21 protein-coding genes are annotated in these 22,313 nt (G+C 43.3%); 13 read left to right on the top strand and 8 right to left on the bottom strand.

The features are described from left to right. Nucleotides 1–41: 41 nt before the first annotated feature. Both QUA20_RS10835 and QUA20_RS10830 read right to left on the bottom strand, forming a co-directional pair. Nucleotides 42–785 carry an HAD-IIB family hydrolase gene (locus QUA20_RS10835; protein WP_333188657.1) on the bottom strand — a complete coding sequence of 248 codons (744 nt, stop codon included), beginning with the start codon at nucleotides 783–785 and terminating at the stop codon, nucleotides 42–44. Between the two features lie 8 nt (nucleotides 786–793). After that, on the bottom strand, nucleotides 794–2,269 hold the full coding sequence (locus QUA20_RS10830; RefSeq protein WP_333188655.1) for a glycoside hydrolase family 13 protein: 1,476 nt from the start codon (nucleotides 2,267–2,269) through the stop codon (nucleotides 794–796). A 325-nt stretch (nucleotides 2,270–2,594) separates the two neighbouring features. Between QUA20_RS10830 and QUA20_RS10825 the strand changes: the two genes are divergently transcribed. After that, complete coding sequence (locus QUA20_RS10825; protein WP_333188653.1) at nucleotides 2,595–3,407, top strand: class I SAM-dependent methyltransferase; 813 nt, start codon at nucleotides 2,595–2,597, stop codon at nucleotides 3,405–3,407. On the opposite strand, the gene QUA20_RS10820 is transcribed toward QUA20_RS10825, so the two are convergent. Both QUA20_RS10820 and QUA20_RS10815 read right to left on the bottom strand, forming a co-directional pair. Next, the gene (locus QUA20_RS10820) at nucleotides 3,404–4,306 is read right to left on the bottom strand and encodes a glycosyltransferase family 8 protein (RefSeq protein ID WP_333188651.1); all 903 of its coding nucleotides are present in this window, start codon (nucleotides 4,304–4,306) and stop codon (nucleotides 3,404–3,406) included. The two genes, QUA20_RS10825 and QUA20_RS10820, sit on opposite strands and share 4 nt — an antisense overlap. Nucleotides 4,307–4,323: 17 nt before the next feature. Beyond that, nucleotides 4,324–5,082 carry a sucrose-phosphate phosphatase gene (locus QUA20_RS10815; protein WP_333188650.1) on the bottom strand — a complete coding sequence of 253 codons (759 nt, stop codon included), beginning with the start codon at nucleotides 5,080–5,082 and terminating at the stop codon, nucleotides 4,324–4,326. Nucleotides 5,083–5,167: 85 nt separating this feature from the next. On the opposite strand from QUA20_RS10815, the gene gntT reads away from it, so the two are divergent. The 4 genes from gntT (at nucleotide 5,168) to QUA20_RS10795 (ending at nucleotide 9,262) form a co-directional block, all read left to right on the top strand. After that, nucleotides 5,168–6,532 (top strand): guanitoxin biosynthesis MATE family efflux transporter GntT, encoded by a 1,365-nt coding sequence (gntT, locus tag QUA20_RS10810; RefSeq protein WP_333188648.1) that lies wholly within the window; start codon nucleotides 5,168–5,170, stop codon nucleotides 6,530–6,532. A 270-nt stretch (nucleotides 6,533–6,802) separates the two neighbouring features. Beyond that, nucleotides 6,803–7,207, top strand: coding sequence for an NUDIX domain-containing protein (locus tag QUA20_RS10805; protein ID WP_333188646.1), 405 nt, complete (start codon nucleotides 6,803–6,805; stop codon nucleotides 7,205–7,207). A gap of 20 nt (nucleotides 7,208–7,227) precedes the next feature. Further along, nucleotides 7,228–8,094, top strand: a complete 867-nt coding sequence (locus QUA20_RS10800) for a hypothetical protein (RefSeq protein WP_333188644.1) — start codon at nucleotides 7,228–7,230, stop codon at nucleotides 8,092–8,094. Between the two features lie 274 nt (nucleotides 8,095–8,368). Continuing rightward, complete coding sequence (locus QUA20_RS10795; RefSeq protein ID WP_333188642.1) at nucleotides 8,369–9,262, top strand: M48 family metallopeptidase; 894 nt, start codon at nucleotides 8,369–8,371, stop codon at nucleotides 9,260–9,262. Between the two features lie 152 nt (nucleotides 9,263–9,414). Here the strand turns inward: QUA20_RS10795 and QUA20_RS10790 are convergent, their stop codons facing one another. The 4 genes from QUA20_RS10790 to QUA20_RS10775 form a co-directional block, all read right to left on the bottom strand. After that, a complete protein-coding gene (locus QUA20_RS10790) occupies nucleotides 9,415–10,410 on the bottom strand; it encodes an NAD-dependent epimerase/dehydratase family protein (protein WP_333188640.1) in 996 nt (331 codons plus the stop codon). A gap of 25 nt (nucleotides 10,411–10,435) precedes the next feature. Further along, nucleotides 10,436–11,989: a PfkB family carbohydrate kinase gene (locus QUA20_RS10785; RefSeq protein ID WP_333188637.1), complete on the bottom strand. Its 1,554-nt coding sequence runs from the start codon at nucleotides 11,987–11,989 to the stop codon at nucleotides 10,436–10,438. Between the two features lie 51 nt (nucleotides 11,990–12,040). Further along, on the bottom strand, nucleotides 12,041–12,688 hold the full coding sequence (locus tag QUA20_RS10780) for an SIS domain-containing protein (protein ID WP_333188635.1): 648 nt from the start codon (nucleotides 12,686–12,688) through the stop codon (nucleotides 12,041–12,043). Between the two features lie 343 nt (nucleotides 12,689–13,031). Then, nucleotides 13,032–13,235: a hypothetical protein gene (locus tag QUA20_RS10775; protein ID WP_333188633.1), complete on the bottom strand. Its 204-nt coding sequence runs from the start codon at nucleotides 13,233–13,235 to the stop codon at nucleotides 13,032–13,034. Between the two features lie 14 nt (nucleotides 13,236–13,249). Here QUA20_RS10775 and QUA20_RS10770 point away from each other — a divergent pair, with 14 nt between their 5' ends. From QUA20_RS10770 to QUA20_RS10730, 8 genes are all read left to right on the top strand, one after another. Beyond that, a complete protein-coding gene (locus tag QUA20_RS10770) occupies nucleotides 13,250–13,447 on the top strand; it encodes a hypothetical protein (protein WP_333188631.1) in 198 nt (65 codons plus the stop codon). A gap of 341 nt (nucleotides 13,448–13,788) precedes the next feature. Then, entirely contained in the window at nucleotides 13,789–14,835 is a 1,047-nt protein-coding gene (locus QUA20_RS10760) for an aliphatic sulfonate ABC transporter substrate-binding protein (RefSeq protein ID WP_333188629.1), read from the top strand. Nucleotides 14,836–15,078: 243 nt separating this feature from the next. Next, nucleotides 15,079–15,906 carry an ABC transporter permease gene (locus QUA20_RS10755; protein WP_333188627.1) on the top strand — a complete coding sequence of 276 codons (828 nt, stop codon included), beginning with the start codon at nucleotides 15,079–15,081 and terminating at the stop codon, nucleotides 15,904–15,906. A 52-nt stretch (nucleotides 15,907–15,958) separates the two neighbouring features. After that, nucleotides 15,959–16,711, top strand: a complete 753-nt coding sequence (locus QUA20_RS10750) for an ABC transporter ATP-binding protein (RefSeq protein WP_333188625.1) — start codon at nucleotides 15,959–15,961, stop codon at nucleotides 16,709–16,711. Between the two features lie 184 nt (nucleotides 16,712–16,895). After that, a complete protein-coding gene (locus QUA20_RS10745; protein ID WP_333188623.1) occupies nucleotides 16,896–17,717 on the top strand; it encodes a class I SAM-dependent methyltransferase in 822 nt (273 codons plus the stop codon). A 64-nt stretch (nucleotides 17,718–17,781) separates the two neighbouring features. Then, on the top strand, nucleotides 17,782–18,990 hold the full coding sequence (locus QUA20_RS10740; protein WP_333188621.1) for an acyl-CoA dehydrogenase family protein: 1,209 nt from the start codon (nucleotides 17,782–17,784) through the stop codon (nucleotides 18,988–18,990). A gap of 336 nt (nucleotides 18,991–19,326) precedes the next feature. Next, the gene (locus tag QUA20_RS10735) at nucleotides 19,327–20,406 is read left to right on the top strand and encodes a sulfonate ABC transporter substrate-binding protein (protein WP_333188619.1); all 1,080 of its coding nucleotides are present in this window, start codon (nucleotides 19,327–19,329) and stop codon (nucleotides 20,404–20,406) included. Between the two features lie 24 nt (nucleotides 20,407–20,430). Then, nucleotides 20,431–22,134 carry a fumarate reductase/succinate dehydrogenase flavoprotein subunit gene (locus tag QUA20_RS10730; protein ID WP_333188617.1) on the top strand — a complete coding sequence of 568 codons (1,704 nt, stop codon included), beginning with the start codon at nucleotides 20,431–20,433 and terminating at the stop codon, nucleotides 22,132–22,134. The last annotated feature ends 179 nt before the right edge of the window (nucleotides 22,135–22,313 follow it).

Raw genomic sequence — 22,313 nt, 5'->3', positions numbered from 1 at the left:
AATCTCATAAATTACTTAATTTAATTATTTTTAAAAGTTACTTAACCCTTGCAGTACACCTTAAGACCATCCCAAATGCCCATTACACCAGGATAAGGGCTGTGGTAAACATTCTTCATTGTCTGAATTTTCTCGACCAATTTGGGTTCAGAATTTCCGACAGCAATTCCCTTTAACCCTGTCTCAAATAGTGACAAATCGTTGAGAGTATCTCCACAAGCAATTGTGTCATCGAGATTAAAATTCATTTCTGCCAAAAATTTAAGGAGTGTTGGGCCTTTAGAGATTCCTTTTGGCATGACATCAAAATAATGGTTATTTAGTCTGATATCATACGACAGGATAGAATCAAATCCAGCCTCGATCACTTTTTGGATGGTTTTAGGTTGCAAATATTCTGGTTCATAGTAGTAGGATACACGATAGTGGGGATTAACAGGCTGTAATTCTATTCCTGGTTCATTGGCTAATAACGCTTTAACTTGTTCGTTAGCATTTCCCCAAGTTTGCGCCACCCAGTCTTGTAAAACAGAAATAGGCTCGAAGGTTTCACCATGTACGATTGTAGTTCCGACATCAGCAATGATGTAGTCGGGTTGGGGAATGTTGGGATCGTTGTATAGTTCACTAATACGGTCAAGTTCTCTGCCTGTCACATACACCAAAAGAATGCGATCGCGCTGGTTTTGAATATATTGATAAAATTCAGATCGTTGTTGGTTAGAGCCACCAAGAAACGTTCCATCTAAGTCAGTCGCCAACAGCAGTGAGTGATTAGAGTCCATAAATAAAATTAACCCAAAATTAATCCACAGCGCGGTGCAAGTGTGAAGTTGAGACTTCTTTGTGCTGCTTCACCACTCCAATTTACCTCATTAGAGCCATAGGTGAATAATACTTGGTTAGGCTCCGATGCGGAAGCCGCCGCAAGGCTGTGCCACGATGGCTGAATACTGACTTCTGCTGTTTCATTTCCAGCATTAACTGCAATTACCAACACTTCTTCTGCCAATATCCGCGCAAAAACGTAAATTTGTCCTTCAGCATACAACGTTTGGTACTCACCAATCCGCAGTGCTGCGTGAGTATGGCGCAGTGTAATTAGTTGACGATGATATTCCAGAATATCTCGCTTCCACTCTTCTTTTGAAGGAAAAGCTTTACGACAATCTGGATCGTAACCACCAGTCAAACCGACTTCATCACCATAGTATATGCAAGGTGCGCCAGGAAAAGTAAATAGTAACAGTGTTGCTAAATATAAACTTGGGCGATCGCCTCCTGCAACGTCGATCAGCCTCGCTGTATCGTGATTGTTGATCCCGTTAAGCTGAGTTAACTGAATTTCCCAAGGATAAAGTTGCAGCAACTCATTAATTTTATCCCCATATCCAGCAGCATCTATTGGAGGAGGTGGAGCATATTCTTTAAAATGACCTTTGACTTGGCGATCGCCTACAACAAAAGCAGTCGTAGCGATCAGAAAAGGCAGACTTGACACCCCATCAAATTGTGTGCCATCTAACCACTCACTCGCGTCCATTGGAATTTCTCCAACAATATATGCTTCGGGATCGATCGCCTTGACGCGATCGCGAAACTCTTGCCAAAAGCCTGGAGTTTTGATGTAATCCGCAGAATCCAAACGCCAACCATCTGCACCAAGCTTAATCCAGTGTTCACCTACACGCATAATATATTCGCGTACTCCAGGATGATCTGTATTGAACTCTGGTAAAGCCCGATGGTCGTTCCATGAAGCATAATTAGCGGGACGAGACTCATCATAGGGTGAGATAGGCCAGCCTTGAATCTTGAACCAATCTAACCAAGGGGAATTTGAGCCGTTTTCCAGGATATCATTGAAAAAATAAAAGCCCCTACTGGCATGATTAAAAGTTCCATCTAAGACAATTTTAATATTACGCTGATGAGCTTCCTTGAGTAGACTTGCAAACGCTTCATCCCCCCCTAATAATGGGTCGACTTGATAATAATCAAGCGTATGATAACGATGATTGCTCGCCGAGCTAAAAATTGGATTTAGGTAAATTGCATTAATGCCTAAATCTTGTAAATAATCCAGTTGTTCGATCGCCCCCCAAAGATTTCCCCCCTTATAACCGTGAAACGTAGGAGGAGCATCCCAGTCTTCTAAAGGTACATCAAGCAACCACTTTTGGTGTGGTGGGACAGTCCTAGCAAAGCGATCGGGAAATATTTGGTAGAAAACGGCGTGTTTAACCCAGTTTGGTGTATGAATCTGCATTGATAACTTCCTGATTGCAGCTCAAAAATCCGAAATAATCCAGCGCTTTTAAAATCTCTGCGGCGAAGTGAGATCGGGGCAGATAGCGCAAATCTTATAGGGAGACATGATGCCACTATAATAGCTCTGGCTGGACATATCCCAATAATACCCCAACAGGGTACGCTTTGGAAAATGGATTGGGTAGCGGTTATCGTCAAAAGCATAATTGACTGATATTGTCAAGTCAGTAAATGCCTCTCCACTGTAATTTGTACATTTATAAATTAATTGCTAAAATTTCCTAAAATTATGTTATATATTCTCAATTCCAGCGTTAAAATCAATGGTAACAAAATTGATTGAGTTTAGAGGAGAAATGATGGGAGTATCTTTCCTGGAAAATCTTAGACAAAAAACAGAGCTAGAATTTAACGTATTAAAGTTTAGAATAGATAATTTGGGCAAACAAAATTTTAAATGTCCTATCTGTGGTTACTATGGGCCATTTCGTGATTTATCTATGCCAACGGGATCGGTAGCAAAGCACGAAAGATGTATTAGATGTCGGTCTTGGACAAGACATCGCTTGCAACAGTTAGTCTTAAATGAGTTATTTAAAGACTACGATATTTCTACAAAAAAAATATTACATTTTGCACCCGAAAAATTTTTTAATAAAAATTTCCAAAGGTTATTTCAAGATTATATCAGTGCAGATATCCAGATGGAAGGTGTAGACGTTAAATGTGATATGACCAATTTACCCTTTGAAGATGCAGAATTTGATTTTGTCTGCGCTTGCCATGTCCTCGAGCATATTAAAGATGATGACAAAGCACTTTCAGAAATTAGAAGAGTCTTAAAACCCAATGGCATTGCTATCTTACCCGTTCCTATTCTGGGGAAAAAGACGATAGAATACCCAGAACCTAATCCCAATGAATGGGATCATGTGAGATGTCCGGGAGAAGATTATTACGATCGCTATTTAAAATTTTTCTCTATAGTAAAACTTTACTCTTCTACAGATTTTTCTGACATCAATCAAATATACATTTATGAAGATAGGACTGTGTGGCCTAATGAACCCTGTCCTCTCCGTCCACCAACTGAGGGAGAAAAACATATTGATATTATTCCAGTATGTTATGTTTAGTCACTATTTATAATTGATGGGTTCGGGAGAGAAGTATCGGTGCAACCCCAAGCTGTCAGAGCAAGATAATCGAAGAATAAATCTTGCTTAGGGTGTTTACAGTTTTGTTGCCAAGGTTTAGGAAAAGTCGCAAAGTGGACTATATGAGGATTATGAAGCACCTGATTAAAGACATCTTCTGTGTAGGGACTCTCTGTCCATGATGAATACTCGTATATCGCTTGCATTTGATTCCATCTTGGATCTAGTTCTCCCCATTTGCCTGCAAGCACTCCATTTAGTCCATCCTGATCGTGCCAGCGTACATAATCCCTATTTTGTTCGAGGAATTCTATAGCCTTTGTGCCTATATTGTCAGCTCGCCACTTTTCAAGATTAATGACTAAAACTCCAGCATTAAAGTATTTATAATCTGGAGAAAGTCCTATTTCCTGATAGTTCCTCAACCCTTTAGCTTTTCTTATATATCGCTGCCAAATATCCTGAACCGCCAATACATAGTTATCTCCAATATCACTATTCCATAACTGTTCTAAATCTCCCAAAACGACAATATCGCTGTCTAGATAAATTGCTTTATCGAAATGTTGCGGAATAAGTTCAGGAATAAAAAGTCTGTAGTAAACAGCAAGGGTGTTATATTTTTCATCAATTTTCATATTGACAAATAGCGCTTCATCTGGCTGCACCCAGAAAATCTCTATCAGCTCTGAATCAAGGGATTTAAGGATCTTGTGTTTTTTGGCTGGCGTAATATTTCCATCAAGGACATATAGGAGTACCTTACGTTTATTTTTGAGATTCACAAGTGCTGACTTAACGGTAACAGCCAATGCCATAGCATAGTTATCATCTGCCGTGGAAACAAGAACAATTGGTTGATTTTTTGTATTAGTCATTAGTGGAAAAATCCTTCCTAGTTGCTTCTCAAAAATCCGAAATACTCCAGCCCTTCTAAAATCCCAGCCGCTAAGTGACTTTTTGCCAGGTAGCGCTTCCCAGGTGGAGAATTTTCATGCCACTCTAATACTTCTGGCTGGGCGTTACCAACGATAATGCCACAGGAGGGAACGCTTTGGAACATAGACAGATCGTTACCCGAATCGCCGCAAATAATCGTGCGATCGCCAGTAAAGCCTAAACGCTGTTGCAGAAAGAGGACTGCTAACCCTTTATTAGCCCGCTGAGGCAGTATGTCTAAATATGTGCCGCCAGCGCAGTCTACCATTTGGATTGCCAAGCCTTGGCTTTTGAGGATTGCCTCTAACTGAGGCAGCAGGGTGTAAAGGTCATCTGGCTTCGTATAGTAGCTGACTTTGAGGGGAGTCTGCTCAACAGGAGGCTGGAGGACGAAGGTAGGAAATTGCCTTCCTACCTCAACCACCTGCTGTCGGTTCCAACCCTCCAACAGCTTGGCAGTCCAGTCTGTGTCTGGGGTATAGCTACCCTGATAATAAATCTCCGTACCAACGGACAGCACTAATATATCGGGTTCTAACAGTTCTTTTTCCGCTATCAGTTGTTGATAGAGGGGGAGCGATCGCCCCGTAGCATAACAAATAACCGTACCGTAGGTTCGACGCTGCTCGCTCAACCACCGATTCAAGTTTTCCAAGGCGACATCATCGCCAACCAAGGTGTAATCCAAATCCGTGACAAATAAAAACTTAGCCACTGCTCTTGCTTTAAAAATACTACTGCTCCAGCACCAAGCCAAAACGTTTATTATTATAAAGCTATATTAAGCATTTAGTTAAGTTATGAACCTTACGCCCCCAAGCCAGTATGACTTTCTGCCTCGCTTCTACCGCCTAGCGATCGTCAATGTTCTATCCAACATCATGGTGCCGCTATCGGGTTTATGCAGCGTGGCTTTTTTGGGTCATCTGACAGACATCCACTCTTTAGCTGGGGTCGCCTTGGGTAGCATATTGTTTAACCTCATCTACTTTAGTCTCGAATTCTTACGCATGGGGACTACTGGGGTGACAGCTCAAGCAGTTGGGCGAGATGACCGAGAAGCCATGCTGCTAGTGGGATTGCGGAATGGCTTAATCGCTCTTGGCTTGGGATTAGCCCTCTTGATTTTGCATTACCCTGTGCGAGAGGTGGGGTTTGCCTTGTTGAATGCTGAACCCGAGGTCAAGGCTTCAGGTATTGCCTATTTCGATGCTCGGATTGCGGGGATGCCAGCCGCTTTGCTCAACTTTGTTCTCATTGGTTGGCTTGTGGGACGGGAGAAGAACAATAAGGTTTTAGTGCTGTCGATTGTTGGTAACGCTGCCAATGTTATCTTGAACTACCTTTTAATTATCCAGTGGGGCTGGGACAGTACAGGGGCTGGAATATCCGAAGCATTTAGCCAGTATCTAATGTTGTTGGTGGGCCTAGTTTTAGCAATCCCAGGAATTCAGTGGCAAGAAATTCAAGCCGTCGCTCCACAGCTTAGGGATTTATCAGCTTTCAAAACTACTTTTGCTCTCAATAGAGATATACTTACTAGAACTTTAACTGAAGTGGCCACCTTCACCATCTTTGGCAATCTCAGTGCCACAATGGGGACCGTTCTTTTTACTCAGAATACCTTGTTGATGCAGATAGGGCAAATGAGCGTCTACTTTACTAATGGACTCGGTTATGCCGTCGAAACATTGACCGGAAACTTTAAAGGTCAGGGGGAAAAGGAGAAGTTTATCCCTTTAGTGAGAGTTTCAGTGGCAAGCAGCTTGGTAGTAGGATTCAGCTTTGCCGCAGCGTGTGTATTCTTTCCCCAAAACATATTTGGGTTGTTGACCAACCATACTGAAATTACTTCACACATTGATACATATGCTTGGGGATTAATCTTGTTACTGGCATTTGCTTCAGCTTCCACGATGCTGGAAGGATATTTCTTAGGTTTAGCCCAAGGGGATATCATTCGCAACGTCAGCTTGATTGCCTCTGTCGTTGGATTTGCCCCATCAGCTATAGCCGCTTGGTACTTCCACAACAATCATATTTTGTGGCTGTCGGTGTCGTTGTTCCTGTTTGCCAAAACGGCTCTGCTGGCAGTGTACTTAACAAAATCGCTTAGCAGTGATGCCAAAACCGAGCCTGTCTCTCCGGTGCCGGTCGGAAATTAATAACACATCTCAACCCCGCACTAGCTCCAGAAGGCGCTAGCCCTCTCTTACAAATATCTTTTGGGACCGCCTACGCTAGAGAAAAACATAAAGCTTGGGGTAGAAGGCATGAAAGTATTGTGCAAGTAACCCTCTACAAACTATATGGGTTTATGACGGGATGCTTTCTACCTTTTCTTTGGATCTAGACAAATATAAAAAAATAATTATATTTTTCGGCTCGCCCTATCCTTGTCCTACAATCTTAGAGTCCGCTATAACAGGCTTGCAATGAGAGAACCACCAGGAGCTGACATTATTCTTCTCAACAGTCAGCACCAAGTTTTACTCGTACTTCGGGATAATAAAGCCTCTATCCCTTTTCCGAATACTTGGGCATTACTTGGAGGGTATATAGAAGAAAATGAGCCTCCGGAAGTAGCGATTCGCAGAGAACTACTTGAGGAAATGGAACTAGAGCTAGGTGAAGTAAAATTCTTCAAGTCTTATGTGTGGGAAGAATGCGACGAACACATTTTTTGGACTCGAATAGATTTAGATATCTGTAATACCAAGCTTCACGAAGGTCAGAAATTAGCTTACTTTAGTCGAGAAGAAATCGAACATCTTGATTTTGCCTCTCACTATCATGAAATAATAGCGGAATTTTTTGATAGTTTAGATAAAATTATATAACTAAGCATTAATTAAAGATCATGAATAATCCAATGAATGAAAACTTCACGACTGTACTGCCGGAAAATATTGCCAAAGGACTTGCGCAGGCTTTAGATCGACTACCAGGGGGAAAAACGGCGAAAATAGAAAAATCCAATGTGGAAGGGGCGTTCAATCACATCTTATTCATTACAACAGAGGAAGATCGCTACGTTTTTCGTGCTAGACGCGAGAGTTCTTCAGAAGAAATTGAGGCATACATGAGGTATATGTATGAAGCTACTAGCTTTTTAGAAGCTGGAGGAATATTTAAACTCAGGAATATTGCTCAAGAAATTGACTTTCTCAAAAGCGCACTCGCTGTAGGCTTACCTGTTCCTAAGTTAATTCATGCCGATACAGATTGGATGCTGATTGAATATATAGAAGGGAAAACGTTCCATGAATTTGTCAAGGCTGGAGAAGTAGAAATTCTCCTCAAGATTCTGAAGGAACTTAATGTAGCTCACAGACAGGGAATTATTTATGGCGATCGCTGGGGCGATAATGAAATTATAGACTCCCAGGGAAACGTTCGCATGATTGATTTTGATATTGAATGGTCTTACGAGGGAGTCAGCAATGGAATTGTTGAAGCTTTAGAAATGGCGGTTCCCATTTTTCATTCTCTGAGACTGACAAGCACTCGTAATGATTTATTAAAAACAGTTCAAAATGATGCCTTGCCATTGCTGAAATCTTGGGGATATAAAATTGATATAATTGGGAAGTTTATTGAAGGTTTTTGTAACTTCTACCTTGACCCCAATAAGCCAAGTAATGTCTGGTCTTTACCGCCAGAATTGTATGTCTCAATGACTGAACCAGCAAATCGATTGATTGCCATATTTGCTGAAGCTGGATAAACGCTACTAAAACACGCGGAACTACAGGAAGCTGTTGTACCCCGCCAAACCAAAAATGATGGCGGGGTACAATAGACATCTTGCATGAATCAATCTTCATTCCCAAATTTGATGGGGCAAACGAGTAATCATATGTGTTTATCTGTGTACTACTACGCAGAAGCAAGCTACCTCTGTGGTTAAAAACTCTAAAATTTCGGCATTGCTGAATCGAGAGATGAATGGCTAAGCATGATGAGGAACAGGCACATTTCTTAGAGGAGGTCTATTTAGGATGAAAAAAATCTTATTAGGATTGAAGTCAGAGACTTACGAACATCCTTTCGATCGCAAAGCTTTAGCGTCTCTAGAAAAGATGCCTGGAGTTTCTTTATTGCTGAAGAAAGTGAATGAGTACGGTATCGATCGCCTACTCCGTTTGCAATGTTTGGGCAGTGATTTTCGCGTGACTCCCAACAATTTTCCGGGGTTGTCTCAGGCGTTGGAAGAAACTTGTCAAATTCTCGATTTATCTCCCTGTCCAGATTTATATTTGTTTCGCGGCATGGGGCATATTATTACCGTTACGATTGGTATTGAAAGTCCAATTGTAACGGTGAATTTAGAAGCCTACGAATGGCTTTCTAGCCAGGAACTGATTTATGTATTGGGGCATGAAGTCGCCCACATTAAGAGTCAGCATTTGCTCTATCATCAAATAGCGATGGTGATGCCGCTTTTAAAGAATTGGGTGAATGCAGCGACATTAGGATTTGGCGGTTTGGCGGCTAATGGGGTAGAACTGGCGTTCTGGAATTGGTTAATGATGGCAAGGTTTACAGCGGATCGGGCGGCGTTACTGGCTTGTCAGGATGTGGATGTAGCGATCGCCGCGTTGATGAAACTTGGCGGTTTACCCAGTTGCTATGTAACACCGGAAGCGATCGCTGATTTCCTCGTTCAAGTGCGCGAATTTAGCGACAACAGTGTAGAGTCTCAAGATACACTTACTAAGTTACTCAGTTTCAACGAGTCCAGAGAATCTTGGGTCGTGATGCGCGCTTCGGAACTCCTAAAATGGGTCGATTCAGGAGACTATAAAACCTTACTCGAACAACCCAATCAGCCACCACCATTATTATTAGACTCAGATGCGACAGAAGATTGGAATTTCCTAACGTCTTGGTAAATTCCGTATGCTATAGCAAAGTGCTGAGTAATGAACAGATGAAGGCGTTGCTAATTCCTGGGATGAAATAGGACTAGATGCTTGGAACTTCGTTCCACATCATCTCGCTTTTGAGCAACGCCAAAATTTCTATTCACGCAAGAGGTCTAATCTCAATTTAAGTTGAGATCCTTCATCGTTTTAACGTTATAGTAACGGCTATCTGTTAGAGCATTTGGAACTTGATTGGATCTAAAGGCTGCTACTAAATCCTGAATTGCCTCTTCCACCGTATGTGAAGGCACAAATCCTAATTCTTTCTTGATTTTTTCTGAGGAAATATGGTAAGAACGAAGATCGTTAGTGGGTGTAGTGACGATTTCTACAGATCCCACTACCTTATTAATCATCTCAGCAATTTCCATCAAGGTATGATTTTCGTAGCCAGCATTGAAGATTTTCCCATCGATAGCTTCATCTGACCATTGGAGAGACTTAAGATAAAGATCGGTCATATCCTCAATATGAATATTGGGGCGTTTCTGCTGACCGCCAAAAACTGTAATCTTGCCATTGTTGATAGCTTGAGTGGTGAGAATATTGACCACTAAATCTAAGCGCTGGCGGGGAGAGTAGCCGCACACTGTCGCCGGACGCAGAACTAAAGTGACAAATCCTGGTTCTCGCTTACTCAGCAATACTTCCTCACATAAAGCCTTGTAACGGGAATAGTCTGTCAAAGGCAGAAGCGGCAAGTCTTCTGTAACATTGTCAGTTTCTTTAATCCCGTAAACACTGGAAGAAGAGGCATAAATAAATCGCTTGACTCCTGAATCTTTCGCTACATCCACCAAGTCAACAAACGCATCATAATTAATTGAACGACCCAAATCCGGATCTAATTCAAAACTCGGATCGTTGGAGATGCAAGCTAAATGAATCACCGCATCGCATCCCGGCATAACTTTTTCAAGCAGTGCGCGATCGCGGATATCTCCTTGAATCTCCTCCAGATTAGGATGATTTTTGACAGCAGCTAGCACATTTATCCCGTAGATATAGAGATCTAGCACCTTGACTTGATATCCAGCTTGCAGGAGTTTAGGAACTAAGACAGCTCCCACATAACCTGCACCACCCGTAACCAGAACTTGTTGCATCGAATTCATAGATTGATTGGTTCCTGACAGTCTTCTAGAACGTACAAATTGTTTTGGCGAACTTCAATAAGCGAGCTTTCTCCACAGGCTTTTCATTCCCCAGTATATTGGCAGCGATCGCTCCTGCCAAATTCCCCAAGAACGACCCCAGCCTTAGAGGTAAACCTAACTTGGCGCTCAAACTAGCTAGGGCAAAAAAGGCATCTCCTGCACCTGTAGTATCTTTGACCTGTTGTGTCATAGCAGGAGTCATTTCCAGTTCTCCATCTGCCTGAATTCCCAACGATCCGGAATCGGCCATTGTCAACCAGCCTTGTTGCGCCCCTAAATGGGATTGCAAAAGCTTCAGTAGTTCGTGGCGATCGCCGTACCGATTAGAAAAGGCGAGGCGAAGTTCCTGCTCGTCTATACAAAATGTATCGGCTCGTCGATATTTACTGATTAGGTTGTAACCGTAATTGGCGCTGTTCGTTTGGCAGTTAACAGCTAGGAACGGTGCTTGAGCTTGAACCAGCTCCATCACCGATGAATCAATTAATCCATGACCATAGTCAGCCAAAACGACTATATCGTAGCTTTTGATGGACTTCTCCAAAGAATCTAAGAGTTTTTCGCGCTCCTGGGGTGCTAGTCCGTCCTCATCTATAGAATTAATCGCAAAGAGTTGCGTATAACCCTTTGTTTTGCCTTGCTGTTCAATATAACGGCATTTGGTTATAGTGGAATAGCCTTCTGCCTGATGCAAATTTAGATGAAGCGACGAATCATTGATATGATTTGCAATCAAGCGATGCACATCAGGTTCACTCCCGATCGCACTTGCTACTGTAACAGAATTAGCGAAACTGGCAAGATGGCGAGCAATAGCAAAAATTCCTCCCAGGTGCTGTTCTTTTTTCACAAATCGAGTGGACGGCGCTCTACCTTTCGATGTTAATCCTTGAACAGTACAGTGAACAAACTCATCAATAATGACATCACCAAGCACTAAAACCTTAAGCGGCTGCATCGCCTCCACAGCATCTCTAACCTGCTCAAACGGATACTGCTGAGTCAAATCCCTAGCGTAATCCTTTAATTCAGCAGGGACAACATTAAGGTAATTGTTAATCAACCGCGTTGAGCTAAAAGTGATTTCCTGGGTATAGCGAACATCGCCCCCAAAAGCTCTAACCTGGGCGACTTCTAGGTCAATATTTTTGGTTACATCTTTGCTTGCGTCAGCATATTCATCTCCCTTGCAGTAAATATGGGGACGCACTTTCTCAATCACCTCTAACGCCGTTACTTTCGGGGTTAAGATAACGTAATCAACGCACGCTAGTGCCGCTAGAGAACTGAAACGCAGGTCATCAGAAAATATCGGTCTTCCCGGCCCTCGATTAACGTAGGGAGCAGCCGTGAGGGAAATCACTAACAAATCTCCCATCGCTTTAGCGGCTTGCAAATGAGCGATGTGTCCTGGGTGAAGTAAATCAAACACTCCATTACAGAGGACGATTTTAGACCCCTGTTGTCGGTAGCGAGCAAGTACCTCTGCACAGGTTTCAAAATCAAGATACTTTTCTGTATTGATTGCTATTTCCATTGAGACTAAGTTTCCTCAAGTACATAATCAATGTTTTACCTTTGGTAACGATTAAGATGCTTCGTCTTCAGCAATGCTCAGAGAGCTATCTTTATCAGAACTAGGCAAAGTCCCCTTAACCAAACCATCTATAATACAGTGACAAATGCACAGATGCATGATTTCTGCAAAACCGTAGGACATAGTCGGAACGTAAAAATTCAGATGTCCAAGTTGACGCAAGGGGTTATTAGCTTGGAAGGCAGAGAGGGTAATTACTTGACAATCCATTTCTATTGCTTGGCGAACGCCAGCAAGGATGTTAGCTGACTCTCCCGAACTGCTAATCGCAAACAAAATATCTCCAGATTGAGCAAATAGAGAAATTGGTTTGCTAAAAACCTGTTCGTAGCCGAAGTCATTACTAACGGCTGTCAGTGAGGCGCTGTCGTTGAAGGCGATCGCTCGAATATTACCATTACGCCAGTAGTCAACTGCCTGATGGCTGGCTACACTTGCACTCCCCCCATTACCAATGAACATAACTTTTCGCTGCTGCTGATTTTGCCGATGTACTAAATCAGCCGCTCGATTTATCCCTTCAGAAATTGAGAGAGATTTACCTTGACGATTGGTTATCTGAAATTTCTCGCCCAAGGCAGCTAGTTGGCGAAAGTAATGAATGGAAAACGGCAGTGGTTGGGGTAGCATTGAATACATATATATTCTGTTATTTGCTGAGGGGGTGACAACGCCTCTGAAACCTTGATGGGTTAAGCATTTAGGCTCCTGAACCTCGCTCAAGATAACAACAAATATTATGACAGGCTGAGTGACATTATGAGAGTAGCGCTCGCCCCCAATTTTCATTCTAAGAAAGTCTAAACCCGAAAAAGTAGCGCTCGCCAGCCTCTATCTTTTCGATCGCGATCAACTTAAACCCTTCTAAGCGCAAAGCTTTCAACTTGCGTGCCACCCCGTCAGGACTTGGACGCAACCGAGCAATTTTAACAGACGTGATATTAGACCCAAAACGCCGATCTCTTTTTAAGAAATTACTTTTTTAAAGCGAGCAGCGCTCGCAAGTTAGCGATCGCCCTACGCATCTACTTCCTTCCACCCATCCTCCAACAGCATCCGCATTCTGGTCCACTTTCTTGCGCCCGGTTTTTGCCGCCAGCACCGACAGTTTACGGTGCAGGGATTCGGACATATCCACGGTAAACCTGACAGTCGCTTCTTTGTCGGGTGCTTGCAGTTTGCTCATCAGGCTGCTCTCCTTTGATTGAACAGGTGCGGGTTCTGGTGCCGATGCTTCCGGCTGCGGTGCTGTTAGGCATCTTGAGGGCAGCGATGGCAGCCCGCGACCATATTCTGCAAGCGATCGGCAAAACACCGTCGATTTGGGGTGTCGCTCAGTTAATGACTGTGACAACTTCAACTACCGAAAATACTGATAAGCCGAACTCTTCTATTTGATGCTGATATTGTTCCGACAATACTGATGATTTCTGATACTCCAACAACGATCGCGCGCGACCGTCAGTGCTGGCTTTAGTGGTTCTCTAGTAGCGACTCACCTGTTAAAAACAGCTAACCGCCCCTTGCTAATCAAGCCGATTGAGCGCGAGCGCGATCTTGGCAAGGGAGTTGCCCATAGCACCACCAACAGTCCAGTTCGTCTTTTAACCCTTGATCTTGAGTGTGCCTTGCTGTAAGATAAAATTCAGCTATACTACGGCAACCCGGTCGGTTTATAGTATAAACTACATAAGTCCTAATTAAACGAGACATTTAGCAAGGAGTTCAGGAGACGAATCATGAGCAAGTGGTTTGCCATTGCCAGACGTAGGTTACTGCTATTTTTTATTTCAGGGCTGTTTCTATCGCTATTAGTCAATGCCTGTAATTCTTCCTCTCCTGGAACTAACACTACAGCAGCATCTCCCGGCTCATCTCCTACGGCAGTGCCTACAGTAGTACGTTTAGATTATGCCTACTACAATCCTGTCAGTCTCGTACTCAAAGAGAAAGGCTGGCTAGAAGAAGACTTAGCCAAAGCCAATATCAAAGTCGAATGGGTTCTCAGTCAAGGTAGTAACAAGGCATTAGAGTTTCTCAATGGCAGCAGCATTGATTTTGGCTCGACTTCTGGTGCTTCCGCACTGATTGCCAAAGCCAATGGCAATCCCATCAAATCTATTTACGTTTACTCGAAGCCCGAATGGACAGCATTAGTAACTACTGCAAATTCTTCCATTCAAAAAGTCGCCGATCTAAAAGGCAAGAAAGTTGCAGCAACGCGCGGAACAGATCCGTTTATTTTCTTGTTGCGTGCCTTAGATCAAGTCGGTTTGACTGCCAAAGATGTGGAAATTGTGCCTTTACCCCACGCTGACGGTAAAGCTGCCCTTGAGAAAGGCGATGTCGATGCCTGGGCTGGTCTCGATCCATTTATGGCACAGACAGAAGTAGAAAAAGGCTCGAAACTTTTCTTTCGCGATACCAAACTAATTAGTCAAGGCTTTTTGAATGTCCGCGAGGCATTTGCCAAACAATATCCTGAACAAGTTAGTCAAGTGCTAACCGCCTATGAGAAGGCACGGAAATGGGCGATCGCAAATCCCAGCGAACTCAAGCAAGTTGTAATTAAAGCATCGAAGCTGACAGAAGCCGTAGCAACTAAACAATTAGAAGAGCGAACCGATATATCAAACTCATCGATTGGTGACGAACAAAAAGCCGTTATTAGTGCTGCTGGGGATGTCTTGAAAAAAAGCGGCGTAATCGAGAATTCCGTTGACGTGATTACAGCAGTTAACGATTTAATCGATCCGCAGTATGTGGCAAAGATTGCTAAATCCTAAGTAAAAAACATCTGCTGTGGATATATAGCAATTCTCAAACGAGTGAGGTACGTAGTTGGGCTTTAGCCCTCTAATTGTGCTTATGTAGTAAGTGAGGTAAGCACCTAACAACTCCATTACCAACTAACAGTGATACCTCATCTACCTGAGAAGGGCTGTAGCGATTCTCAAACAAGTGAGGTACGCTCGCAGCAATTAGCAGTTAGCAATTAGCAATTAACCATTAGCAATTAGCAATAAGTTATGGGACAAAGACTTGCGATCGCAATCTCAAGCGCACAAACAGGTAATATTTGGGAACTTCTCAGTCGTCTGGGCAGAGCGAAAGGCTTGCTCTTGCCAGTCTTTCTCTTAATATTGTGGGAAAGCCTGTCTAGGTTTGGCTTTGTTCCTCCTAACTTGTTACCTGCTCCCTCAACTATTCTCACAACAGTTTGGCAGATCGGTGCAGCAGGGGAACTATGGCAGCACATCGGCATTACACTCTATCGAGTCTTTGTTGGCTTCTTGATTGGTACATTTTTTGCCACTATTCTAGGAGGATTAACAGGCTATTCTTGCCTAATTCACGATTTACTCGACCCGCTTTTGCAGTCACTCCGCAACATTCCTTCCCTCGCATGGGTGCCGCTATTCATCCTCTGGATGGGAATTCATGAGCCTTCTAAAATTGCTCTGATTGCCGTTGGAGTCTTTTTCCCCGTTTACTTAAATCTCATGAGCGGCATTCACAATGTCGATCGCAAATTGGTGGAGGTTGGCAAAATCTATAGACTTAATGATTGGCAGCTTATCAGCCGTGTGTTCTTGCCCGCGACATTGCCTGCCTACATTGTCGGTTTGCGGAGTGGCTTGGGTTTGGGCTGGATGTTTGTCGTGGCGGCTGAATTGATGGGAGCCAGTCAGGGCTTAGGCTTCTTATTGATCGATGGGCAAGCGACTGGACGACCCGCCATCACCCTCGCCAGCATTCTCTTGTTTGCGATTTTCGGAAAAGTGACTGACTCAATTATTGGCTTTGCATCGCATAGGCTACTCCATTGGCAGGATGTTCACGCTTCCAACCATTAGTTCAAAACATTAGTTTCAAGCATTCATTCAAAGCGCCAAGGAGGAAACATATATGCTAATCATCGAAGGACTACATAAGCGATTTAAAAATGGTTTTGTAGGATTGGAGTGTATTAATTTAACTGTTAATCGTAGCGAGATTGTTAGTTTAATTGGTACGAGTGGTTGCGGCAAAAGTACACTTTTACGGATCGTTGCCGGATTAGATATGCCAACTTATGGAGATGTGCAAATTGACAATATTCGCATTAGCAAACCTCATCCAGAAATTGGTGTAATATTTCAAGAACCTCGGCTGATGCCTTGGTTAACCGTCTGGGAAAATGTGCAGTTTGGTTTGCATCATTTACCGAAAGATGAACGCAAGGCACGGGCAAGTGATGCTCTAGTTAAGGTTGGATTACAAGATTTTGCTCGTTTGCTGCCGCGTCAACTATCAGGAGGAATGGCCCAACGGGTGGCGATCGCGCGTGCCCTCGTCACTAATCCTTCTATTTTATTGCTAGATGAACCCTTTAGTGCTCTCGATTCCTTTACTAGAATGCAATTACAGGATCGTCTGTTAGAAATTTGGCAATCCGATCGCCAGACGATGATTCTTGTCACCCATGATGTTGAAGAAGCACTGATTTTAAGCGATCGCGCGATAGTCATGCGTGGCAACCCTGGACGCATCCATCTCGAGTTAGATATCGATCTTCCCCGTCCCCGCAGGCGTACCGATCGCGATTTGCAATATTGGAAAGAAAAATTATTGAGTACCTTGGATTTATCCAATACGCAAACTGTTCCCTTAGAGGTTTAAACCCCAGGCTGCGATCGCAATTAATATCTCATCAAGAAGGAGGAGGTTTCATTTGTAAATTCTATAAATTTAAAGAGGCAACAATTTCTATATTATAGTGAATAAAATTGTTGCTAAAACCCATCATTATCAAAGCAGCTATCTCAAAACCTAAATCCTAATTCAGCAAAACTTGACTTCAATCATGACTACTAAAATACTCCCAAGCTACGATCCAACCCTCTTTCAAGGAGCGATTTCTTATTACCTACAATATCGACCGCGCTACCCAAATGCTCTTTACGATTTAATCTCACACGAATTTCAATTAGACGGGCAAGGCAAGCTTCTCGATCTCGGCTGTGGGATTGGCTTGGTAGCGATCGCCTTACACGATCGATTTCAATCTGTTTTGGGTATCGATCCCGATACAGAAATGCTCGAAGTTGCCAAGCAAGAAGCTAAACTGGCTCATGCTTCAAATATCACTTGGGTAAGGGATTTAGCAGAAAATATTTCCCCGGCAATTGGTACATTTTCCCTTGTCACCATTGGTCGTGCTTTTCATTGGATGGATCAAGAATTGGTGCTACAGCGTAGCTACGATGTGCTCGATCGCACCAGTAACGCTAATAGGGGGATAGCGATTATTCAAACTGAAAAAGATATTTGGTCAAATGACTCTGTTTGGGCACAAAATGTGCTAGCTACGATCAAACGGTGGCTAGGAGAAGAGCGGCGTGTGGGATCGAGCAGCGTTCCTTTGCTCTACAAGTCTGATTTAGAAGTTTTGGATCGCTCGCCATTCGTTCGGATTCAGCGCCATAAGATTGACTTTCAAAAACACTGGACGATTGATAATTTTATTGGTTATCTCTACTCCACCGCTTACTGCCGTCGTGATTACTTTAATGGCGATACTTCCGAATTTGAGGCGGAAATTAAAGCAGCAATTCTCAGTGCCGAACCTTCAGGTCAGTTTGTTGAAGATGTACCGATTTCTGTTTACTTGGGTTTTAAGGACTGACCAACCTATAGGAATCCTAAATCATTTGTACGTCATTATTTCCCTCAATTTTGGATCGTCAAATATGAAAACATCCCTTGCAGACTCGAAAAGCACAACACAACAAGACAGCCAGCAAGATTATGTAGCGATCGCAAAATCGCTTGCTCAAGAATTTGCTGCTACTGCCATCGAACGAGATCGTGTTGGCGGTACGCCAAAGTATGAACGCGATCGCATTCGCTCTAGCGGTTTGCTCGGTTTGATTATCCCTAAAGAATATGGCGGTATTGGCGAAACATGGATCGCTGCACTCCAAATTTCCCGCGAGTTGGCAAAGACTGATAGTTCTCTAGCCCATGTTTACTCCTATCACCATTTAGGGGTTGTTATCCCGCATCTTTTTGGCACGGAGGAGCGCAAGGCACAGTTCTACAAAGATACGGTGACAAACAATTGGTTCTGGTGCAATGCTCTCAATCCCCTCGATCGCCGTGCCACTTTAACTCCTGATGGTACAGGCTTTTTACTCAACGGTACAAAAAGCTTTTGCTCGGGCTCTAAAGATTCTGATATCTTACCCATCACTGCGGTTCGTCAAGATACTTCCGAACTCACAATTATTGTAATTCCCACTCAAAGAGAGGGAATACAAATCCATGACGATTGGGATAATATGGGGCAACGTCAAACCGATAGCGGTAGTATTAGTTTCGACCAAGTGCGCGTTTATGACTCGGAAGTGTTTGGCGATCGCACCCGTGCAGATATTCCTTTCCGTACTTTACGAGCTTGTTTGACGCAAATAAATCTTGCCCATATTTATTTGGGTATTGCGGAAGGAGCATTTGCTGCTGCCAAAGACTATACTTGCACCCAAGGACGACCTTGGTTGACCTCCACTGCTCCTAGTGTGACGCAAGATCCTTACATTCTGAAACACTACGGAGAAATGTGGGTCGATCTGCAAGCGGTTAGCAGTTTGACGGATCGAGCCGCCGCCATTGTGCAAGCAGCTTGGGAAAAAGGCATAGATTTAACAACAGAAGAACGTGGAAAATGCGCGATCGCGATCGCAACTGCAAAAATTGCTGCCACAAAAATAGGTTTAGATGTGACTACTCGCATTTTTGAAGTGATGGGGGCGCGTGCTACCACCAGTAAATATGGTTTCGATCGCTACTGGCGTAATCTGAGAACGTTTACGCTACATGATTCTGTTGACTACAAAATTCACGATTTGGGTAACTGGGTACTCAACGATCAGCTCCCCAATCCCAGCTTTTATACTTAGAAATCATCATTCAAAAAGGAAGTTTTATCTTCAATTTTTCTGCAGCAACTTGGTTGATGGACGGAGAGCATCCCGAATTTGTACAGTATTTACGCAACTGCACAATTAGTAAGGTGCGTCAGACGCTCAAACCCTAACGATCTCGTTCAATCGCTGCATCTGACCCACCCTACAAAATCTGGAGGTTCCTGATGGACTGAAGTGCTGTAACCATGAGCGATCGCACTCCAAAATCTTAAGCTCCGAAAGTGAAAAACTATTAACTCCGGTAAATTTATCGAGATTTAGTGGTATACTGACCTAAAGTTACTCTCAATCCCTTCCTTATTGATATTTATGTGGATTAAGTTCTCAGAAGCCAAGCCTTTAGGCCTTTTGACTTACTACCGCCAAAATTTCCTTTCTCCAAGAGGTCGCAGTCTTTCCCTGCTGTTTGCAACCGGACTCGGCTTGAGTTTGGGAGTAGCAGCTTGCTCTAGCAACAATACCGTACAAAACTCTGCCGCTCAACTAACCACTGCAACTAACACTCCCGCACCTACCAAAAGCGTTACTGTTAACATCGGCTTCCAAAAATCGGCTACCGTTCTCAACGCTCTTAAAACCAAAGGCGACTTAGAAAAAGCCTTAGCAGCCTCCAAATCTTCTGTAAAATTTGTAGAATTTCCGGCTGGGCCACCATTATTAGAAGGAATGAATGCAGGCAGTATTGACTTCGGCTACACAGGAGAAGCGCCGCCAGTTTTTGCCCAAGCTGCCGGAACACCATTAGTTTATGTTGCTTACGAAACATCAAATCCTCAGTCTGAAGGTATTGTGGTTCCCAAGGATTCACCCATACAATCTGTTGCCGATCTCAAAGGCAAAAAAGTTGCTTTTGCCAAAGGATCTAACACCAATTACTTAATAGTTAAAGCTTTAGAAGCGGCTGGACTTCAATACAGCGACATCACTCCAGTTTTTCTCAAACCAGCAGAGGCCCGTGCCGCTTTTGAAGGCGGAAATGTCGATGCTTGGGCGGTTTGGGACCCGTATTTAGCATCAGCCGAAAAAACCGCAGGCGCACGACTGATTAAAGATGGCACAGGCATCGCGGCTAATCGAGGTTACTATCTCGCTCGTAAGGCTTTTGTTGACGAACATCCTGAGATTTTGAAACTCATTTTAGATGAGGTCAAAAAGGTAGATCGATGGGCGGCGGGCAATCCAGTAGAAGTTGCTAAATTTTTGGAGACGCAATTAGGAATAGAAGCCTCCGTCTTAGAAGTGTCAGAAAAGCGACGTAAGTATGGCGTTTCTCCCTTGACGGATGAAGAGATAGCCGGACAACAGCAAATTGCGGATACTTTCCATAAATTAGAACTGCTTCCTAAGCCAGTTCAGGTTAAAGAAATTGTGTTCAAAGACAGTAAGTAGAGTAATTAGCAAGAGGAAATCAAGGTGAATACTCAATACATAAAAACGGATGTTCTGGTAATTGGTGGCGGTACGGCTGGCACTATGGCTGGGATCAAAGCTAAACAGGCAAATCCTGACAGCGAAGTGCTAATTTTAGAGAAGGCAAATATTCGTAGAAGTGGTGCGATCGCAATGGGAATGGATGGCGTGAATACTGCTGTCATTCCCGGCCATTCCACACCAGAACAATACGTCCGCGAAATTACCCTTGCTAATGACGGTATCCTCAACCAAAAAGCTGTTTATCAAACCGGAAAATTAGGCTATGAAGTCATCCAAGAGTTAGAAACTTGGGGAGTAAAATTTCAGAAAGATGCTCAGGGAAACTATGACTTAAAACAAGTTCACCGCGTAGGCAAATATGTGTTACCAATGCCCGAAGGTAAAGACCTCAAACAAATTTTAACTCGACAGGTGAAACGCCATAAAGTTAAAGTTACAAATCGAGTTATGGCAACCCGCGTCTTAGTACAAACAGGACGCGCTACTGGTGCTGTTGGCTTTGACGTGCGAAATGGCGATTTTGTAGTAATTCAAGCCAAAGCTGTCATTCTTTCTACAGGTGCTTGCGGCCGTTTGGGACTACCAGATTCTGGCTACCTTTATGGAACCTATGAAAATCCGACTAATGCCGGAGATGGCTATTCAATGGCTTACCATGCAGGCGCAGAACTGAGTAATATTGAGTGCTTCCAAGTCAACCCGTTAATTAAAGATTATAACGGCCCTGCTTGCGCTTATGTTGCCGGTCCCTTCGGCGCTCATACTGCTAATGCGGAAGGTCATCGCTTCATTAATTGCGATTATTGGAGCGGTCAAATGATGCTGGAAATTTGGAAGGAATTAAACTCTGGCAAAGGCCCGATTCAATTAAAAATGACTCATCTCGATGAGGATACTATCGCTGAAATCGAGTCAATTCTTTGGTCAAACGAGCGGCCTAGTCGAGGCAGATTTCATGAAGGTAGAGGGGAAAATTATCGCTCTCACGGCGTGGAGATGCACATTTCAGAAATAGGGCTATGCAGCGGCCACAGCGCCTCTGGTGTTTGGGTGAATGAAAAGGCAGAAACAACTGTGCCGGGACTTTATGCAGCGGGAGATATGGCCAGCGTTCCTCATAATTATATGATCGGCGCGTTTGTGTTTGGTAGGTTAGCAGGAACTAATGCCATTGATTACATCCAAGATGTAGATTATGTCGAGCCAGATGCTGAATTTCTGGAAGCAGAAAAAGCGCGAATTTATGCACCTTTAAATCTGCCGAATGGAATTCCTCACACGCAAGTAGAATATAAGTTAAGGCGCTTGGTGAATGATTATTTACAGCCGCCCAAAGTAGGCAATAAACTGGAAATTGGGTTGAATAATTTTGTCCGCTATCACGAAACTTTGGAGGAAATGGGTGCTCGCGATGCCCATGAGTTAATGCGCTGTATGGAAGTTCACTTTATTCGAGACTGTGCGGAGATGGCGGCGAGAGCTTCTTTGTATCGCCGCGAGACTCGTTGGGGGCTTTATCATTATCGATTAGATTACCCTGACAAGAATGATGAAGAGTGGTTTTGCCATGTTAACTTGAAAAAAGAAGAGTCGGGAGAAATGAGATTGTTTAAGCGTCCAGTTGAACCTTATATTGTGGAGGTTGATTTGCATAAAGAGGATTATGATGTTGTAGCTCGTTGAGTTTTTATCGCGAGCGAATGTATTTTGTAAGTTGGGTTTTACTTTACATATTGCACCATTGTTAAAAGCCTGTAGGGGGGGGTTCGCCAAAAACCTTAAACCGCATAGCAAAAGCTAAAAAACCCGCCCCCACCCCACGATTGATTCCTTTATTAACAATGGTGCAATATCTGAATTTT

The sequence above is a fragment of the Microcoleus sp. Pol7_A1 genome (assembly GCF_036701085.1).
In the GTDB taxonomy this organism is placed as follows: Bacteria; Cyanobacteriota; Cyanobacteriia; order Cyanobacteriales; family Microcoleaceae; genus Microcoleus; species Microcoleus asticus.
The sequence above is the reverse complement of the archived record's forward strand: the minus strand, read 5'-3'. Positions and strand labels throughout refer to the sequence as shown.

Bases quoted from the DNA above. Each gene is read 5' to 3' on its own strand.
- QUA20_RS10835 (WP_333188657.1), bottom strand. From the start codon at position 785: ATGGACTCTAATCACTCACTGCTGTTGGCGACTGACTTAGATGGAACG.
- QUA20_RS10830 (WP_333188655.1), bottom strand. From the start codon at position 2,269: ATGCAGATTCATACACCAAACTGGGTTAAACACGCCGTTTTCTACCAA.
- QUA20_RS10825 (WP_333188653.1), top strand. From the start codon at position 2,595: ATGGTAACAAAATTGATTGAGTTTAGAGGAGAAATGATGGGAGTATCT.
- QUA20_RS10820 (WP_333188651.1), bottom strand. From the start codon at position 4,306: ATGACTAATACAAAAAATCAACCAATTGTTCTTGTTTCCACGGCAGAT.
- gntT (WP_333188648.1), top strand. From the start codon at position 5,168: ATGAACCTTACGCCCCCAAGCCAGTATGACTTTCTGCCTCGCTTCTAC.
- QUA20_RS10805 (WP_333188646.1), top strand. From the start codon at position 6,803: ATGAGAGAACCACCAGGAGCTGACATTATTCTTCTCAACAGTCAGCAC.
- QUA20_RS10800 (WP_333188644.1), top strand. From the start codon at position 7,228: ATGAATAATCCAATGAATGAAAACTTCACGACTGTACTGCCGGAAAAT.
- QUA20_RS10795 (WP_333188642.1), top strand. From the start codon at position 8,369: ATGAAAAAAATCTTATTAGGATTGAAGTCAGAGACTTACGAACATCCT.
- QUA20_RS10790 (WP_333188640.1), bottom strand. From the start codon at position 10,410: ATGAATTCGATGCAACAAGTTCTGGTTACGGGTGGTGCAGGTTATGTG.
- QUA20_RS10785 (WP_333188637.1), bottom strand. From the start codon at position 11,989: ATGGAAATAGCAATCAATACAGAAAAGTATCTTGATTTTGAAACCTGT.
- QUA20_RS10780 (WP_333188635.1), bottom strand. From the start codon at position 12,688: ATGTATTCAATGCTACCCCAACCACTGCCGTTTTCCATTCATTACTTT.
- QUA20_RS10775 (WP_333188633.1), bottom strand. From the start codon at position 13,235: ATGAGCAAACTGCAAGCACCCGACAAAGAAGCGACTGTCAGGTTTACC.
- QUA20_RS10760 (WP_333188629.1), top strand. From the start codon at position 13,789: ATGAGCAAGTGGTTTGCCATTGCCAGACGTAGGTTACTGCTATTTTTT.
- QUA20_RS10755 (WP_333188627.1), top strand. From the start codon at position 15,079: ATGGGACAAAGACTTGCGATCGCAATCTCAAGCGCACAAACAGGTAAT.
- QUA20_RS10750 (WP_333188625.1), top strand. From the start codon at position 15,959: ATGCTAATCATCGAAGGACTACATAAGCGATTTAAAAATGGTTTTGTA.
- QUA20_RS10745 (WP_333188623.1), top strand. From the start codon at position 16,896: ATGACTACTAAAATACTCCCAAGCTACGATCCAACCCTCTTTCAAGGA.
- QUA20_RS10740 (WP_333188621.1), top strand. From the start codon at position 17,782: ATGAAAACATCCCTTGCAGACTCGAAAAGCACAACACAACAAGACAGC.
- QUA20_RS10735 (WP_333188619.1), top strand. From the start codon at position 19,327: ATGTGGATTAAGTTCTCAGAAGCCAAGCCTTTAGGCCTTTTGACTTAC.